General features: G+C 71.0%; 12 protein-coding genes and 2 pseudogenes. 9 read left to right on the top strand and 5 right to left on the bottom strand.

The genetic code is table 11. The features are described from left to right. Nucleotides 1–89 precede the first annotated feature (89 nt). Both ACFVJQ_RS13345 and ACFVJQ_RS13340 read left to right on the top strand, forming a co-directional pair. Nucleotides 90–2,468, top strand: coding sequence for a SpoIIE family protein phosphatase (locus tag ACFVJQ_RS13345; RefSeq protein WP_385783810.1), 2,379 nt, complete (start codon nt 90–92; stop codon nt 2,466–2,468). A 94-nt stretch (nt 2,469–2,562) separates the two neighbouring features. Further along, entirely contained in the window at nt 2,563–3,207 is a 645-nt protein-coding gene (locus ACFVJQ_RS13340; RefSeq protein ID WP_385514018.1) for a DUF4232 domain-containing protein, read from the top strand. A gap of 24 nt (nt 3,208–3,231) precedes the next feature. Here the strand turns inward: ACFVJQ_RS13340 and ACFVJQ_RS13335 are convergent. Next, nucleotides 3,232–4,120, bottom strand: a pseudogene (locus tag ACFVJQ_RS13335) (helix-turn-helix domain-containing protein). A 69-nt stretch (nt 4,121–4,189) separates the two neighbouring features. On the opposite strand from ACFVJQ_RS13335, the gene ACFVJQ_RS13330 reads away from it, so the two are divergent. Next, entirely contained in the window at nt 4,190–5,023 is an 834-nt protein-coding gene (locus ACFVJQ_RS13330; protein ID WP_385514020.1) for a phytanoyl-CoA dioxygenase family protein, read from the top strand. Between the two features lie 12 nt (nt 5,024–5,035). Here the strand turns inward: ACFVJQ_RS13330 and ACFVJQ_RS13325 are convergent, their stop codons facing one another. After that, on the bottom strand, nt 5,036–6,004 hold the full coding sequence (locus ACFVJQ_RS13325) for an aldo/keto reductase (protein ID WP_385514021.1): 969 nt from the start codon (nt 6,002–6,004) through the stop codon (nt 5,036–5,038). A gap of 210 nt (nt 6,005–6,214) precedes the next feature. Here ACFVJQ_RS13325 and ACFVJQ_RS13320 point away from each other — a divergent pair, with 210 nt between their 5' ends. Next, nucleotides 6,215–6,664 carry a nitroreductase family deazaflavin-dependent oxidoreductase gene (locus tag ACFVJQ_RS13320; protein ID WP_385783456.1) on the top strand — a complete coding sequence of 150 codons (450 nt, stop codon included), beginning with the start codon at nt 6,215–6,217 and terminating at the stop codon, nt 6,662–6,664. Between the two features lie 78 nt (nt 6,665–6,742). Here the strand turns inward: ACFVJQ_RS13320 and ACFVJQ_RS13315 are convergent, their stop codons facing one another. Beyond that, a complete protein-coding gene (locus ACFVJQ_RS13315; protein ID WP_385783453.1) occupies nt 6,743–7,747 on the bottom strand; it encodes a cation diffusion facilitator family transporter in 1,005 nt (334 codons plus the stop codon). A gap of 109 nt (nt 7,748–7,856) precedes the next feature. Between ACFVJQ_RS13315 and ACFVJQ_RS13310 the strand changes: the two genes are divergently transcribed. Together ACFVJQ_RS13310 and ACFVJQ_RS13305 are read left to right on the top strand one after the other, a co-directional pair. Further along, nucleotides 7,857–8,876 carry a glutathione S-transferase family protein gene (locus ACFVJQ_RS13310; RefSeq protein ID WP_385783450.1) on the top strand — a complete coding sequence of 340 codons (1,020 nt, stop codon included), beginning with the start codon at nt 7,857–7,859 and terminating at the stop codon, nt 8,874–8,876. Nucleotides 8,877–8,923: 47 nt separating this feature from the next. Continuing rightward, the gene (locus tag ACFVJQ_RS13305; RefSeq protein ID WP_129803329.1) at nt 8,924–9,229 is read left to right on the top strand and encodes a DUF4235 domain-containing protein; all 306 of its coding nucleotides are present in this window, start codon (nt 8,924–8,926) and stop codon (nt 9,227–9,229) included. A gap of 9 nt (nt 9,230–9,238) precedes the next feature. Here ACFVJQ_RS13305 and ACFVJQ_RS13300 read toward each other — a convergent pair whose 3' ends face one another. Both ACFVJQ_RS13300 and ACFVJQ_RS13295 read right to left on the bottom strand, forming a co-directional pair. After that, a complete protein-coding gene (locus ACFVJQ_RS13300; RefSeq protein WP_385514024.1) occupies nt 9,239–9,631 on the bottom strand; it encodes a VOC family protein in 393 nt (130 codons plus the stop codon). 79 nt (nt 9,632–9,710) lie between these two features. After that, entirely contained in the window at nt 9,711–10,175 is a 465-nt protein-coding gene (locus ACFVJQ_RS13295) for a pyridoxamine 5'-phosphate oxidase family protein (RefSeq protein WP_385514025.1), read from the bottom strand. 46 nt (nt 10,176–10,221) lie between these two features. Between ACFVJQ_RS13295 and ACFVJQ_RS13290 the strand changes: the two are divergent. The 3 genes and pseudogenes from ACFVJQ_RS13290 to ACFVJQ_RS13280 all read left to right on the top strand — a co-directional run bounded on the left by ACFVJQ_RS13290 (nt 10,222) and on the right by ACFVJQ_RS13280 (nt 15,378). After that, nucleotides 10,222–11,672 (top strand): annotated as a pseudogene (locus ACFVJQ_RS13290) (APC family permease). A gap of 20 nt (nt 11,673–11,692) precedes the next feature. Then, complete coding sequence (locus ACFVJQ_RS13285; RefSeq protein WP_385783445.1) at nt 11,693–13,327, top strand: amidohydrolase; 1,635 nt, start codon at nt 11,693–11,695, stop codon at nt 13,325–13,327. 320 nt (nt 13,328–13,647) lie between these two features. Continuing rightward, nucleotides 13,648–15,378 carry a hypothetical protein gene (locus ACFVJQ_RS13280; RefSeq protein ID WP_385783442.1) on the top strand — a complete coding sequence of 577 codons (1,731 nt, stop codon included), beginning with the start codon at nt 13,648–13,650 and terminating at the stop codon, nt 15,376–15,378. The last annotated feature ends 102 nt before the right edge of the window (nt 15,379–15,480 follow it).

Below are 15,480 nucleotides of genomic sequence, written 5' to 3'. Positions count from 1 at the left end.
TGCCCGGTTCACGCAGGACCACAACGCACTACGCTGGAACTGAAGTGGCCCAACCGTTCACTGTGCGTATGCGCGATGGAGTGACGACGATGAGCCCGGTCTACCCCTTCGACGAGGCCGCCACGGCCCGGGCTGTCATCGACCGCGACGGCACCGTGACCGAGTGGGGCGAAGGCGCGCGGCGGCTGCTGGGCTGGACGGCCGACGAGGTCGTGGGACGCCCCGCCGCACAGCTGGTCGAGGGCCCGGCGCCGGCTCTCCGCGAGCCCCGCTGCGACGGAACGCTCACTTTGCGCCACCGGGACGGCCGTACGGTGTCCGTGTGGCTGCTCGCTCACCATCGGCAACCACCGGACAGCGGCACCGACGACTGGCTCGTCGTGACACCTCTGGAGGGCGACCGGGACCGACCGGCCGACGATCCGCTGGAGAAGACCAGCCTCCTCCAGACTCCCTGCGCCGTCGCGATCCACGACGAGCGGCTCCGGGTGTACCGGATCAACGCCGACATGGCCGCGTTGATCGGGCTGCCCGAGGAGCGCGTCCGGGGGCTACGGGTGCCGGAGTTCCTCGCCAGAACCCAGGGCGAGGAGATCGAGCAGCAGTTGCACCACGTGCTCACGACCGGCCGGGGGCACGATGTCCACACCCACGTGCCGCTCGGCGACGATGGCCGGGTCGACGCCCGGCTGGCCCGGATGGCGCCGATCACCGACGGCACCGGGCGGGTGTGCGGTGTGTGCGTCGCCGTGCACGACTTCACCGAGCAGTACCTGGCACGCGAGCGGCTCCGCCTGGTCAATGAAGCGAGCCTCCGCATCGGCACGACACTCGACGTCGTCCGGACGGCGCAGGAGCTGGCGGATGTCTGCGTTCCCGCCCTCGCCGACTTCGTCAGCGTCGACCTGCTGGACCCGCCGGAGTTCGGGAGCGAGCCCTCCGCGGAGCCGCCGACCGCGCCGATCACTCTGCGCCGGGCGGCCCATCAGTCGATCGATCCGGACAGCTTCGAGGCCGTGGTCCCACCGGGCCAGCTGGACGTGTACCCCGCCTCCTCACCCCAGGCCGACTCCGTGCTGGCCGGCCGGACGATCGTCGCGCAAGCCCCCTCAGACGACCTCACCCAGTGGTTGACCTGGGACAAGGCCCGGATGGAGCGGGTCAGGGGGTACGGCATCCACGCCACGATGTCCGTGCCGATCCGAGCCCGTGGCACGACGCTGGGCGTCGCCGTCCTCACCCGCTTCCGGCGCCCGGCCCCCTTCACATCGGACGACCAGCTCCTGGCCGAGGAGATCACGGCACGCGCCGCCGTCTGCATCGACAACGCCCGCCGCTACACCCGCGAGCGCGAGACCACCCTCGCCCTCCAGCGCAGCCTGCTCCCGCAGTCGCTGCCGTGCAGGGCCGCCCTGGAGGCGTCCTCGCGTTACCTTCCGGCGGCCCGGGCCGAGGTGGGCGGTGACTGGTTCGACGTGATCCCGCTGTCCGGGACCCGGGTCGCGCTGGTCGTCGGGGACGTCGTCGGCCACGGCATCCGGGCCTCGGCCACGATGGGCCGGCTGCGCACGGCCGTGCGCACGCTCGCCGACATCGACCTCGCCCCCGACGAGTTGCTCACCCACCTCGACGACCTGGTCGTCCGGCTGTCGGAGGAGACCAGCGCCGACGTCAGCGACCTCGGCGAGGTCGGCGCGACCTGCCTGTACGCGGTGTACGACCCGGTGTCCCGGTGCTGCACGTTCGCCCGGGCAGGGCATCCGTCGCCGGTCATGGTCCTGCCGGGCGGTGCGGCCCAGGAGGTCGAGCTGCCCGCCGGTCCGCCGCTGGGCCTGGGCGGGCTGCCGTTCGAGGCGGCCGAGCTGTACCTGCCCGAGGGCACCGTGCTGTCCTTCTTCACCAACGGACTGATCGAGTCCCACGATCGGGACGTCGAGGCAGGTCTCGGACTGCTGCGCGAGGCACTGTCGGCGTCCACGGGGTCACTGGACGGGACCTGCGACCGGATCCTGCACACCCTGCTCCCCACCGGCAGCGCCTGCGACGACGTGGCGCTGCTGGTGGCGCGTACGCACGGGCTGCCGGAGTCGCAGGTCTCGACCTGGGACATTCCGGCTGATCCTGCGCTGGTCGCCCCGATCCGCAAGCAGGTTGCCGACCAGCTCGACATCTGGGGGCTTCTCGAGGCCTCGTTCACCACCGAGCTGGTGGTCAGCGAGTTGGTCACCAACGCCATCCGGTACGGCTCGCACCCCATCCGGCTGCGGCTGATCCATGACGAGTCGACGCTGATCTGCGAGGTGTCCGACGCCAGCCACACCGCGCCGCACCTGCGCCGCGCGAAGATGTGGGACGAGGGCGGCCGCGGGCTGTTCCTGGTCGCCCAGGTCACCCAGCGCTGGGGCAGCCGGCACACGGCCGAGGGCAAAACGATCTGGGCGGAGCTGGACCTGCTCGCGGAGGAGTGAGGCTTTTCCGGCCCCGGTTCGCATCGGGCGCCCGGGACGGGGCACAAGGAGCCCGTACGTACGCATCGGCGAACGTCCGGGAGTGTTGAGGAACATGACGCCCACGTCCCCGTCCGCACACCCCTTCCCCTCCCTGCGCCGGTCGGCGCTCCTCGCGGCCGCGGTCACGGTGCTGGGCCTGCTGGCCGGCTGCGGCGGCGAGGCCGACGGCACGACGAGCGGCCCACGGCAGCCGACGACGGCCGCATCCGCCCCGGACTCCTCATCGGCGAGCCCCCCGAGCGACGCGAGCGCATCCACCGAGCCCGAGTCCGCTCCCGGCACCCGCTGCCACACCTGGGAGCTGCGCGCCTCGGTCGGCCGCAACAACCCGGGCGCCGGGCAGCGCAACTTCCCGATCGTCCTCACCAACACCTCGTCGCGCACCTGCACCCTGTACGGCTATCCCGGCGCCGCCTTCGTCGACGCGTCCGGCCGGCAGCTGGGGCCCGACCCGGGGCGCGAACCGGGCTCGCCCGCCACGGTCACCCTGACACCGGGCGACAGCGCCTGGGCCGGACTGTCGTACGCCAGCCCGGAGATCAGCGGCGCCCGCACGGCCGAGCCGGCGTCACTGCTCGTGACCCCGCCGGACGAGCGGGACCCGCTGACGGTGAAGTGGACCGCCGAGGAGGTGCCTGTGGCGGGCAACGAGTCGGAGATCTCCCTCACGGTGTTCCAGGCGGGTACCGGAGCTTGATCCGCCGGACAGGCCCTGAGCGGTTCACCGGTGCTGCGCGCGGTAGGCGCCGGGCGGGGTGCCGTAGCGCTCGTGGAACACCCGGTTGAAGTGGAACGGGCTGGCGAAGCCCGAGGCCGCGGCCACCCGTTCCACGGACAGGTCGGTGCCCTCCAGCAGCCGGGCCGCGTGCCGCAGGCGTGCCTCGCGCAGGGCCCGCATCGGTGACTGGCCGAGCTGCTGGGTGAACAAGTGCGCGAACCGGGAGGGTGACAGGGCGACGCTGCCGGCCAGTGAGCGGACGGTGTGCGGGGCGCCGGGGTCGGCGGCGATCAGCGCCTCGGCCCGGCGCACCCGGGCGTCGACACCGGGCGGCGGCGACGGTGGGCGTGAGCAGGACGACCTCCTCCAGGGCGCACAGCGCCAACTCCCGGGCGGCGGTGCCGTGAGCCATGGTGACCCGGTCGTCCGCCGGCGCGGTGGCGGGCGGGGTCTCCGCGCCCGTCCAGCGGGCGTCGGCGAGCATCCGGCGGAAGGCGGACTCGACGCGGCCGTGCAGTCCGGCCGGGACGGGGGTGACGACGTGCACGCCGTCGCCCACGTCGTACGGGCGCAGCCAGGACGACCAGGTCGGCCGGGCCGGGCAGTGCGCCCACCAGAAGCGCCAGTGCGGCGCGCCGGGCGCCACGCCGTAGCCCTGCCGCACCCCGGGGGCGAGCACCACCAAATCCCCGACGCCCGCCCGCGTCTCGGCACTGCCCTGGCGCAGCCGGCCCTGACCGCCCGTCGTCCAGGTGAACAGCCAGCTGTCCGACCCGCGTGGCCGGTCGATGGCGTAGCCCTGAGACTGGTCGAAGTGGCCGACCACCACCAGTCCGGGCGGCGGGGACGGAACGCCGTCCACAGCAGTCCCGGGCAAGTCGTCAGCGCTCATGGGCATCCTCCCGGACCGCGCGTCGGCCTAGCGTGATGGACCAGTGACACCTCACCGAGGAGTGGACGCATGACAGCCACGGATATCGGCGCCGCCGGATCTCCCATCCTGACCCAGGAGGGACGCGCACGGTTCGAGGAGGACGGCTTCACGGTCGTCCGGAAGCTGTTCGGGGACGACGAGATCGACCGGTTGTGCGCCGAGTTCGCGGCGCTGCACGCGGCCGGGCCCGTGCCCGGGCACTTCGAGCCCCGCACGGTCCCGCCCGGCGCGCCCGAAGATCCACTGGCCACCTACCCGAGGGTGATGCAGCCGCACGAGATCAACCCCGTCGCGCTGCGTTTCCTGCTGGACCCGCGGCTGCGCGGCGTGCTGGAGACGCTGTTCGGCGAGGAGGTGCTGGCCGCGCAGAGCATGTTCTACTTCAAGCCGCCAGGTGCGCGCGGCCAGGCGCTGCACCAGGACAACTTCTATCTGCGGGTCGAGCCGGGAACCTGCGTGGCGGCCTGGGTCGCCTGCGACGTGATCGGCCGGGACAACGGCGGGCTGGAGGTCGTGCCCGGCACGCACCGGATGGACATCTTCTGCCCCGAGGAGGCGGACGCCGAGGTGTCCTTCGCACGGGAGTACGTACCGCCGCCGCCCGGCCTTGCGACGGTGCCGGTCGACATGGAGCCGGGCGACGTCCTGTTCTTCAACGGCAGCCTGGTGCACGGCTCCGAGCCGAACCGCACCGAGGACCGGTTCCGCCGCTCGTTCATCGGCCACTACGTCGGCCGCTCCGCCGAGCGCATCGGCGGCTACTACCGCACGCTGACGATGGACGCCGAGCGCGTGCCGCTGCCGGAGAGCGAGGGCGGCGGCCCGTGCGGCACCGAGTTCGCACCGCCCGGGCCGCACTGACCGCGCCGCCCGTCAGTGCCCGCTGACGGGGTGCGGCGTGTAGGGCTGCTCCAGCTCCTCGATCTCCTTGCCGGTCAGCTCCAGCTCGACGGCGGCCACGGCGTCATCGATGTGGTGCGGTTTGGGAGCACCGACGACCGGCGCCGTCACCGTGTCCTGGTGCAGCAGCCAGGCCAGGGCCACCTGGGCGCGGGGCACGCCGCGGTCGCCCGCGATCCGGGTGACGGCCTCGACGATCGTGCGGTCGCCCTCCGGGTAGAGGCGGCTGCCGAAGCCGTCGGCCGCGCTGCGCTCGGTGGTGGTGCCCCAGTCGCGGGTGAGGCGGCCGCGGGCCAGCGGGCTCCACGGCAGTACGCCGACGCCCTGGTCCGCGCAGAGCGGCAGCATCTCGCGCTCCTCCTCGCGGTAGAGGAGGTTGTAGTGGTTCTGCATCGACACGAACCGGGTCCAGCCGTGCAGCTGGGCGGTGTACTGGGCCTTGGAGAACTGCCAGGCGTACATCGAACTCGCCCCGAGGTAGCGCACCTTGCCCGCCTTGACCAGGTCGTGCAGCGCCTCCATCGTCTCCTCGATCGGCGTGTACGGGTCCCAGCGGTGGATCTGGTACAGGTCGACGTAGTCGGTGCCGAGGCGCTGCAGACTGTGGTCGATCTCGGTCATGATCGCCTTGCGGGACAGTCCGCCGCCGTTGGGACCGGGCCGCATCCGGCCGTGCACCTTCGTGGCGAGCACGATCTCGTCCCGGCGGGCGAAGTCGCGCAGCGCCTTGCCGACGATCTCCTCGCTGGTGCCGTCCGAATACACGTTCGCCGTGTCGAAGAAGGTGATCCCGGCCTCCAGCGCCTGCCGGATCAACGGGCGTGAGGCCTCCTCGTCGAGGGTCCACTCGTGCACGCCGCGGTCGGGAAGGCCGTAGGTCATGCAGCCCAGACAGATCCGCGAGACGTCCAGGCCCGTGGAACCGAGCTTCACGTACTGCATCGTTGCTGCTCCTGCCGTCGGAGTGGGTTCCGAGCCGAGCGTACGGCTTCGCGCGCACTCCAACCGGCCGGACCGGGGCGATGATTCGCGAGGTAATGCCTGTGGCGCAACATCGGCCGGCGTGGATGAAACCCTCGCCTGTCGATGTTTAGTCTCGGTGCCGGTGAGCCGTGTCGGACGGCTCCGGAACGCGACGATGGGACGGTTGCCATGCCCCTTGAGGGTAAGTACGAACCCAGCCCGACGCAGTGGGTGCGCGAGCAGGTCGAGCTGTACGAGAGTTCCGGCGGTACCAAGGGAACGACCCTGCAGGGCACCTCGATGCCCGTCATCGTGCTCACCACTCGGGGCGCGAAGAGCGGCAAGATCCGCAAGACTCCGCTGATGCGCGTCGAGCACGAGGGACGGTATGCCGCCGTCGCCTCGCTGGGCGGGGCGCCCCAGCACCCGGTCTGGTACCACAACGTCAAGGCCGACCCGCACGTCGAGCTCCAGGACGGCCCGGTCAAGCGGGACATGACGGCCCGCGAGGTCACGGGCGCGGAGAAGGCCGAGTGGTGGGAGCGCGCCGTGGCCGCCTATCCCCCGTACGCCGAGTACCAGACGAAGACGGACCGCGAGATCCCGGTCTTCGTCCTCGAACCGGTCGACGGGGACTGATCCCGCCGTCTCTCCGAGAAAATTCGCAGATTGTCGTGCCCGGCGTGCATGAAGCGCCGTACGGCGGGCACTCGCAGTTCAGGCCCCGCCGCGTTCCCCCGTCGCGGCGGGGCTTTCCTGTGTCTCCCGCGCGGGCCGGTCGGTCACGTCGAGGAAGATCTGGTCCGCCTCGGGAACCGTGCGGGCGATCGACCCCTTGATGCGCACGGCCACCTCCTCGACCCGTTCGCTGTCCAGACCGGGCACCAGGTCGATGCGGGCGGCCACCAGCGTGGAGTCGATGCCGGTCTTCATCGTGAGCAGCGCCTCCACGCTGTCGATCTCGGGTTGCGCCTGCAGCAGCGCCCGGATCCTGCCGCTCGCCTCCGGGTCGGCGGCCTCGCCGATCAGATGGTCGCGCGCGTCGCGGCCGAGTCGGTAGGCGACGTACACCAGCAGCGCGCTGATGGCCAGCGAGGCGGACGCCTCCCACACGACCTGGCCGGTGGCCATGTGCACCGCCATACCGGCGAGGGCGAGGGTCACCCCGAGCACCGCCGTGCCGTCCTCGGCGATCACCGTGCGCAGGGCCGGATCGCGCAGGCCGTCGGCGGCGCCCTGCCCGTGCAGCTGGTGCAGGGCCCGCAGCAGGGAGACGCCCTCGGCGAGCAGAGCGACGCCGAGCACGACCATGCCGGCCACATAGCCGCCGAAGTTCTCCTCGGTGCCCCTCGTCAGCGCCTCGAAGCCCTGGAAGAAGGAGAAGCAGCCGCCCATGACGAAGATCCCGACGGCCGCCAGCAGCGACCAGAAGAACCGTTCCTTGCCGTAGCCGAAGGGGTGGCGCCGGTCGGCGGGGCGGCGGCTGCGGCGCAGGGCGGCGAGGAGGAAGAGCTCGTTCATGCTGTCGGCCACGGAGTGCGCGGCCTCGGACAGCAGGGCGGGGGACCCGGCGACGAGTCCGCCGACCGTCTTGGCGACCGCGATCACCAGGTTGGCCGCCAGCGCCACCAGCACGGTCAGGCGCGTCCTGCGGTCGGCCTTGGGCGCCTGCCCGCGGTCCGAGGTGCTGTCGTGCTGTGCGTGCGTGGTTGTCCCGCTCATCAACGCCGACTGCCCCGGTCGGCGCGAGTCACACCGTGCCGTGAGCGGAAAGGGGGGAACTCGGGGAACCAGGTGGTCAGTACATGCCCCCTTGGGAAGGAGACAGGTCATGAGTGCCGGGGACGACGGCAACAGCGCGTACGGCAGGAAGTCGTTCCGGCGGTCCAAGAGCCACTTCACGGACCGGATCACCGCGGACGGCCGGGACGGCTGGCCGGTGGCCGCGGCCCGCTACCGGCTGGTCGTCAGCCGTGCCTGTCCATGGGCGAGCCGGGCCGTGATCTCCCGGCGACTGCTGGGACTGGACGCCGCCCTGTCGCTGGCCGTCGCCGATCCGATCCAGGACGACCGCAGCTGGCGCTTCACCCTGGACCCGGACGGGCGGGACCCGGTGCTCGGCATAGGCTTCCTCAGCGAGGCCTACGACAAGCGGGAGACCGGCTACCCGGGCGGCGTCAGCGTGCCCGCGATCGTGGACGTACCCACCGGACAGCTGGTCACCAACGACTACCAGCAGCTCACCCTGGACTTCGCGACCCAGTGGACGTCCCTGCACCGGGAGGGAGCACCCGACCTGTACCCGGAGCGGCTGCGCGACGAGATCGACGAGGTGATGGCGGACGTCTACGAGGACGTGAACAACGGTGTGTACCGGGCGGGCTTCGCCACCGGGCAGGCGGAATACGAGGCCGCCTGCTCGGACGTCTTCCGGCGGCTGGAGCTGCTGACGCCACGGCTGGCTCGGCAGCGCTATCTGGTCGGCGACACGATCACCGAGGCGGACATCCGGCTGTTCACCACGCTGGTCCGCTTCGACGCGGTCTACCACGGCCACTTCAAGTGCAACCGCTGGAAGCTGACGGAGAACCAGGTGCTGTGGGCGTACGCACGCGATCTCTTCCAGACGCCCGGTTTCGGGGACACCGTCGACTTCGACCACATCAAGCGGCACTACCACCAGGTGCACACCGGCATCAATCCGACCAGGATCGTGCCGCTGGGACCGGACCTGTCCGGCTGGCTGACCCCGCATCACCGCGAGGAACTCGGCGGCCGTCCGTTCGGGGACGGCACACCGCCGGGGCCGGTCCGTCCGGGTGAGGAGGTCCCGGCCGCCGGCCGTCCCTGAACCCCGCAGCCGGCGCAGCCCGTACACCGACAACCGAGGAGACCACGGTGGCCAAGAAGAGCAAGAAGAAGAAATTCCCCCTCGCCTACCAGCCGGTCGGATGGGTGCTGGGCTATGCGGGCGGTGCGCTGGCGGGCCTCGCCTTCCGCAAGACGTGGATGGCGCTGCGGCACGAGGAGGACGCGCCCGACGCGCTGGACCCGGACCGCGGCTGGGGGGAGATCCTGCTGGCCGCCGCCATCCAGGGAGCGATCTTCGCGGCGGTGCGCAGCGCGGTGGACCGCACGGGCGCCAAGGCCATCGCGCGCTCGACCGGCGTGTGGCCGACCAAGGAGAAGGGCGGCCGGGACTGACTGAAGGCCTCAGCCCTGCTTCGGTGCCGCGGCGGCCGTGCGGCGCATGGTGAAGGAGTGGCCGGCCGGGTCGGCGTACCCGCGCTCCTCGTACGGGCCCGGCGCCTCCTTCGTCTCCAGCGGACGGCCGCCGAGCCCGACGATCCTGCGCTCGACCTCGTCCAGGTCCTCCACCTCGAAGTCGAGATGGGCCTGGAGCGAGTTCTCGGGGCGCGGCCAGCTCGGCGGCGTCGCGTTCATGTCGCGGCGGAACGCGAGCCGGGTCCCGTCGGCGCCCCTGATCTCGACACGGTTGGCGGTCGCGTCCGTCTGCTCGCCTTCCAGCAGTTCCGTGTAGAACACGGCGAGCTTCTCCGGCTCGGCGCAGTCGAGCACCACGAAGCCCGCTTTCACCAGTGGCATGGTTCCTCCGCAGGGTCCGGGGCGCGGGACGGTCCTGTCCCCCGCCCTGTACCCCCACGGGTGTCCCGGTCGTACGGTTTCAGTCCGCCACCAGCCACTTCCCGTCCCGCATCAGCTCTCGCCCGTCCAGTTCGCCGGCCTCGCGCCAGGCCTGGATCCGGGTCGGCCGCACCCTGAAGTACAGGTAGGACGTGGTGAGTTCACGCGGGTCGAAGCCGGTCTTGGCCGCGAAGCGGTCGCCCTCCTCCTCGGAGAGCTCGGCCAGGGTGATCGTGTCGACCGTGCCGTCGACCATGACGACGTCGCGGGTCGGGCCGATACCGAGGCGCGTTCTGCCGGTCGCCCTCAGGTTGCGGCCCGTCGGGCCGGCGCCCGGTGTGGCCAGCAGCAGGGTCGAGCCGTCCCAGAGGAAGGAGAGGGGGACGAGATACGGCACTCCCCCACCGGCGTCGGCCGTGGCGACCCACACGTCCTCGTCGTGCTCCAGACGGTGCAGGGTGTCCTGCTTGCGCTGCTCGGCGGTGCGCGGGGCGGGCTGAGTCATCGGCGAACGTCCTCCTCATGGGGCGTTGTTGACGGACGGTGGTCCAGTGTGGCCGTCGGGGTGTCCCGCCCGGGACCGGATTTCCCCCAGCCAGGCCGCGGCGGCGCTGAGCGGCATCGGTCTCGGCGTCACCGCGGGCGTGGTCGGACTGCATCTGCCGGCGATCATGCTGCTGGCGTTCCTGCCGATCCTCGGCATCGCGGGCGCCTACTCCCGGCTCAACAAGGTCGAGCCGAACGCGGGCAACGGCTATGTGTGGGTGGACCGTTCGCTCACCCCCTGGCTGGGTTTCATGGTGGGCTGGGTGAACATCGTGGCCGTGGTGGCGTTCCTCGCCTACACCACGGCGGTCACCGGCTCGGCCCTGCTCCAGCTGGCGGGCGACGCCGGACTGCACCGGGTGGGCGACCTGGCGCTGGACCCGGGCTCGACCGCGCAGACCACGGCCGTCGGCATCCTGGTCCTGGCGGCGGTCACGCTGACCGCCGTGACCGGCATCCGCACCGCCGCGCGCTTCCAGGCCGGACTGCTGGTCTTCGAGTACGTCGTCCTGCTGGGCTTTTGCGGATACGGCATCGTCACCGGCCCGCACGACTTCAGCCTGAGCTGGTTCGACCCGTTCGCGATCCCGTCGCCGACCGCGCTCGCGCAGGGGATGCTCCTGTCGGTGTTCTGCTACTGGGGCTTCGAGTCGGCGTTCAGCGTCAACGAGGAGGTGCGCGACCCGCGCGACGCGTCCCGGGCCGGCATCACCACCCTGTTCACCATGCTGGCGCTCTTCCTGCTCGGCTCGGTCGCCTTCCAACGCGTGCTGTCCGAGGAGGAGTTGGTCGGCCACGGCGCCGAGGGCCTGGCCTTCTTCGGCGACCGGCTGGCGTCCCAGCCGTGGGCGGCGCTCCCGCTGATCGCCCTGATGTCCTCGGCGGTCGCCTCGCTGCAGGCCGGTGTGATCCCGACGGCCCGGGCGATGTTCGCGATGAGCCGGGACCGTACGCTCGGCCCGGTGTGGTCCAAGGTCAGCCCCGGTACGGGACTCCGGCCGCCGGCACGGTGCTGATCGGCGCGCTGGCCGCAGCGGTCGCGGGTCTGGCGCTGGTCATCCCGCGGCTCGCCGACATGATCATGGCGACGGTGAGCGCCGTGGGCATCGTGGTCGCCCTGTCGTACGCCCTCACGGCCCTCGCGGCCGCCGTCCGCTTCCGCGCACTGCTGCGCGGGGACTGGCGGCAGGGAGTGCGCGCGGTCGTCCTGCCCACGCTCAGCGCGGCCGCACTGCTCGGCCTCGGCGGCTACCTCGGGTGGTCCTTCTACACCTCCACCGACCACTTCGAAGTCAGCGCGGACAACGGCTGGTTCCTGCTCTCCACTCCCCTGGCGATGATCGCGTCCGGCTTCGTGGCCGCCGCGTGGGCCAGGTGGGTGCGCAGGTCGCCGTACTTCCGCACCGGGAAGGGCACCGACGCAGACGCGCCGCAGCTTCTCGCCACCTCCCGATAACCCCTACCAGGAAACGGATCATGCACGCAGATCTCCTGTTCACCGGCGGCCCCGTCCTCACCCCCGAGGGCCGCACCGCTACCTCCGTCGCCGTCACCGGTGACCGCATCACGGCCGTAGGGCGCGAGGAGGTGCACGATCTCGCCGGGCCGCGGACCGAGGTGGTGGACCTCGCCGGGCGGTTGCTGCTGCCCGGGTTCCAGGACGCGCATGTGCATCCGGTGCCGGCCGGCCTTGAGCTCACCCAGTGCGACCTGACCGGGGCGAAGACAGCCGACGACACCCTCGCCGCGGTGCGCGCGTACGCCGACGCGCACCCCGAGCGGGAGTGGATCACCGGTGGCGGATGGTCGATGGAGGCCTTCGAGGGCGGCACACCGACGAAGGAGCTGCTGGACACGGTGGTGCCCGACCGGCCGGTCTATCTGCCCAACCGTGACCATCACGGCGCCTGGGTGAACAGCCGTGCCCTCGCGCTCGCCGGCATCACGCGCGACACGCCCGACCCGGCGGACGGGCGGATCGACCGGGACGCCTCGGGCGAGCCGAGCGGTACCTTGCAGGAGGGGGCGATGCAGCTGGTGGGCCGGCTCACCCCACCCGCCACGCCGGCCGACCGGGTGGCCGCCCTGCTGCACGCCCAGCGCCATCTGCACGCGCTCGGCATCACCGCCTGGCAGGACGCGCTGGTCGGCGAGTTCCTGGGCATGGACGATCCGTCCGAGGCGTATCTGACGGCCGCGCGGGACGGCTCGCTCACTGCGCGTGTCGTCGGTGCGCTGTGGTGGGACCGTGAGCGCGGCGCCGAGCAGATTCCCGAACTGGCCGAGCGGCGGGCGGCGTTGAGCCATGGCCGGTTTCAGGCAGGCAGCGTGAAGCTGATGCTGGACGGCGTCGCCGAGACCGGCACGGCGGCACTGCTGGACCCCTACCTCGACAAGTGCGGGTGCGCCACCGCCAACCGGGGCACGGCCTTCATTGACGCGGATCAACTGCCCAAGTACGTCACCGAGTTGGATGCGCTCGGCTTCCAGTGCCACTTCCACGCGCTCGGCGACCGGGCCGTACGCGACGCGCTGGACGCGATCGAGGCGGCGCGCGCGGCCAACGGACCGAGCGACACGCGGCCCCACCTGGCGCATCTCCAGGTCGTCCAGCCCACCGACGTGCCGCGCTTCGCCCGGCTCGGGGCTGTCGCGAACATCCAGCCGTTGTGGGCCGCGCACGAACCGCAGATGGACGAGCTGACCATCCCCTTCCTGGGGCCCGAACGGGCCGCGTGGCAGTACCCGTTCGGCGCGCTGCTGCGCTCCGGCGCCCGGCTCGCGGCGGGCAGCGACTGGCCGGTGAGCAGCCCCGATCCGCTGCACGGCATCCATGTGGCGGTCAACCGGGTGGCGCCGGACGGGGGCGACACGCCGGTGTTCCTGCCCGGCGAACGGATCGGACTCGCCGAGGCGTTGACCGCCTACACGGCGGGTTCGGCGTATGTGAACCACCTCGACGACACGGGCGAGGTGCGTGTGGGAGCGCTGGCGGATCTCGTGGTCCTGGACCGCGATCCGTTCGACGGGCCGGTCGAGGCGATCGCCGAGACGCGTGTAGCTCTCACTTATGTTGGGGGCGCGCGAGTATACGCAGCTCAAGAGGCTTGAGCAGTAACGGAGATCACGGTCCGGTTACGCGTAGATCATTTACGCTCTGGGCAGTCTCGTACCGCTTTCCGGTTCAACTTTCGTATCGCGAAGCTCAGTTCGAGTGCGCGGGCGGTCACGGTGACCGCACGCAGGGACGGGGGACTTTGCGCTGCCGTCTCCCGAAAGGAAACGCATGCCGCAGGACGTCCGGTTCGATCTCCCCTTCGACAAGGGCGGGCCGTTCATGGGAGGCCGCCGGCGGTGTCGCGGATGAATCTGGCCGACAACCACGGCCGATCGATTCCGTTGCCAGGACCACAGCTTGAAGGGAGACCGGTGTGAAATCTCGAGTCGTAGGCGGTGGTCCGGAGATATCCACCGACAGCTTGATCCCGGCGCAGCCAAGCGCCCAGCTCCAGCCGGCGGAGGCGGGGAACGCCCTGGCCCGCCTCTTCGAGAAACACATCGATGGGTGCACGGATGAGTACCGAGATTTCCAGAACGCCGCTCAGCAGCGGCTGGACGCACTCGGATCCCCCCACTCCAGCACCACGCTGCATGTGGAGGGAGCCCTCCATCTGGCGCCGCGCGCGTTCCTCCCGCCCGACGAGGAGGGCTACGCCAGGTTGAGGCGACTCGACGCCAGCCTGCGCGTGATCGAAGCGGCCTTCCCCCAAGTCAGCACCGATATCGAGGTCTGCCGACTGACCTGCATGATGCTGGAAGGGGCCTGGAGGAGCCGGGCACTCTCCCCGCCGCGCGAGGAGGAGCAGACAGCCGTCTGCGACTGCTCTCTGTGCCGTCGGCTGCCCACGCCGCCCGAACGCACGCTGGCTGACTACGGTTGGCGGCAGAGCGCCGGTCGTCCCCTCACCGTCAAGACCTGGCCGTACCACCGGGAACTCGACAGCGTCCTGACCGGTGGATGGGTCTTGGCCCGGCAGATGAACGACCTTGAACGAGACCTTGGCTACCGCCACCGCTTCGAGGACGACATCCTGCTCTTCCACGAATACAAACGCGTGATCGACACCATAGACACCACGCACCTCACCCAACTCATCGAAGGCCGCTTGGCCGAGAATTTCAGCACCAACACCGCACGGGCCCTCGTCTGCGGACTCTACGCAGCCCATAAGCGATCCGTGGACGAGTACTGGCTCCAACAGCATCACGCGGGCAGCGTCGTACTCCCCCAGACCAACCCACTCAGCCAGAGCACCTACTCACTCCTGCAGATGATGGACTGCCTGTTCTGGCACGTCTCGCCCGACACCGAACTCTGGCAGGAAGAACACCTCGCCTCCCTGTTGCTGTGCCGCGTCGTCGACGACATGGTCGACGTGCGAGCCGACGCCCTCACCGGCGAAATCAGCAACTTCTGGCTCGCCGACATGCCCACCCACACCAAGGCCCTCTACGCTGCCTGCGCCATCGCCCTCATCAAGTACGGCTGCATGCCCGAGGCGCATCCCCCGATGTGGAACACCTGGCTGATGACCAGCACCATCGTCTGGTTGGGGCTCACGGGCCGCCACGCCCTGTGGTTCGACGGCATCACCCAGAGCCTCCCCCCGGCCCAGGAGTGCCCGCTGTGCGACCTTCAGCCCAACGCATGCACCGGCATCCTCACCCACGGCACCAGCCTCACCATCGCCCCGCGGCCCACCGCACCCGCTCTGAGCGCCCGGACCGCCGAGCTGTCCGCACGCTGCCGAGCCCAATACCCCGAGACATGGCCCCTCTTCGACGCCGAGCTCCATGCCTTCGAAGCACTGCACGGCCCCTGGCACGGCAACACCGACAGCACATGGGAGATCCTGCGCCGCACGTACATCGCCGCCGTGGAGGCATCCAGCGCCGCACCGTCCACGGCCCGCGCTCGTGATGTCCAACAAGACTCCGGCGCAGTCGGATCCGAGTTCTTCTACACCCTGCACGACCCTCAGACCGGGAGGGAGGACACCGCACTGCTCGCCTACATGTTCGGCTGTGCCCACCCGCATTTCCTCTGGAACGCCACGGGATACCGTCCCACGGACCTCGCAGGCGACTGGCTCGACGGCTGACGCCTCAATCCTGCTCCGTGTGAGACGACGCCGCTGCCCGGCCGGGTGACCCGGCCCGGGCGCGGCGTCACAGGGCCAACACCACGAAATCGACCCGCAGGC

The sequence above is a fragment of the Streptomyces sp. NPDC127197 genome, from assembly GCF_042672405.1.
GTDB lineage: Bacteria > Actinomycetota > Actinomycetes > Streptomycetales > Streptomycetaceae > Streptomyces > Streptomyces flavusporus.
Note: the sequence above shows the minus strand (reverse complement) of the source record. Positions and strands in the feature narration are given on the sequence as shown.

Bases quoted from the DNA above. Each gene is read 5' to 3' on its own strand.
- ACFVJQ_RS13285 (WP_385783445.1), top strand. From the start codon at position 11,693: ATGCACGCAGATCTCCTGTTCACCGGCGGCCCCGTCCTCACCCCCGAG.
- ACFVJQ_RS13295 (WP_385514025.1), bottom strand. From the start codon at position 10,175: ATGACTCAGCCCGCCCCGCGCACCGCCGAGCAGCGCAAGCAGGACACC.
- ACFVJQ_RS13300 (WP_385514024.1), bottom strand. From the start codon at position 9,631: ATGCCACTGGTGAAAGCGGGCTTCGTGGTGCTCGACTGCGCCGAGCCG.
- ACFVJQ_RS13345 (WP_385783810.1), top strand. From the start codon at position 90: ATGAGCCCGGTCTACCCCTTCGACGAGGCCGCCACGGCCCGGGCTGTC.
- ACFVJQ_RS13315 (WP_385783453.1), bottom strand. From the start codon at position 7,747: ATGAGCGGGACAACCACGCACGCACAGCACGACAGCACCTCGGACCGC.
- ACFVJQ_RS13340 (WP_385514018.1), top strand. From the start codon at position 2,563: ATGACGCCCACGTCCCCGTCCGCACACCCCTTCCCCTCCCTGCGCCGG.
- ACFVJQ_RS13325 (WP_385514021.1), bottom strand. From the start codon at position 6,004: ATGCAGTACGTGAAGCTCGGTTCCACGGGCCTGGACGTCTCGCGGATC.
- ACFVJQ_RS13330 (WP_385514020.1), top strand. From the start codon at position 4,190: ATGACAGCCACGGATATCGGCGCCGCCGGATCTCCCATCCTGACCCAG.
- ACFVJQ_RS13310 (WP_385783450.1), top strand. From the start codon at position 7,857: ATGAGTGCCGGGGACGACGGCAACAGCGCGTACGGCAGGAAGTCGTTC.
- ACFVJQ_RS13320 (WP_385783456.1), top strand. From the start codon at position 6,215: ATGCCCCTTGAGGGTAAGTACGAACCCAGCCCGACGCAGTGGGTGCGC.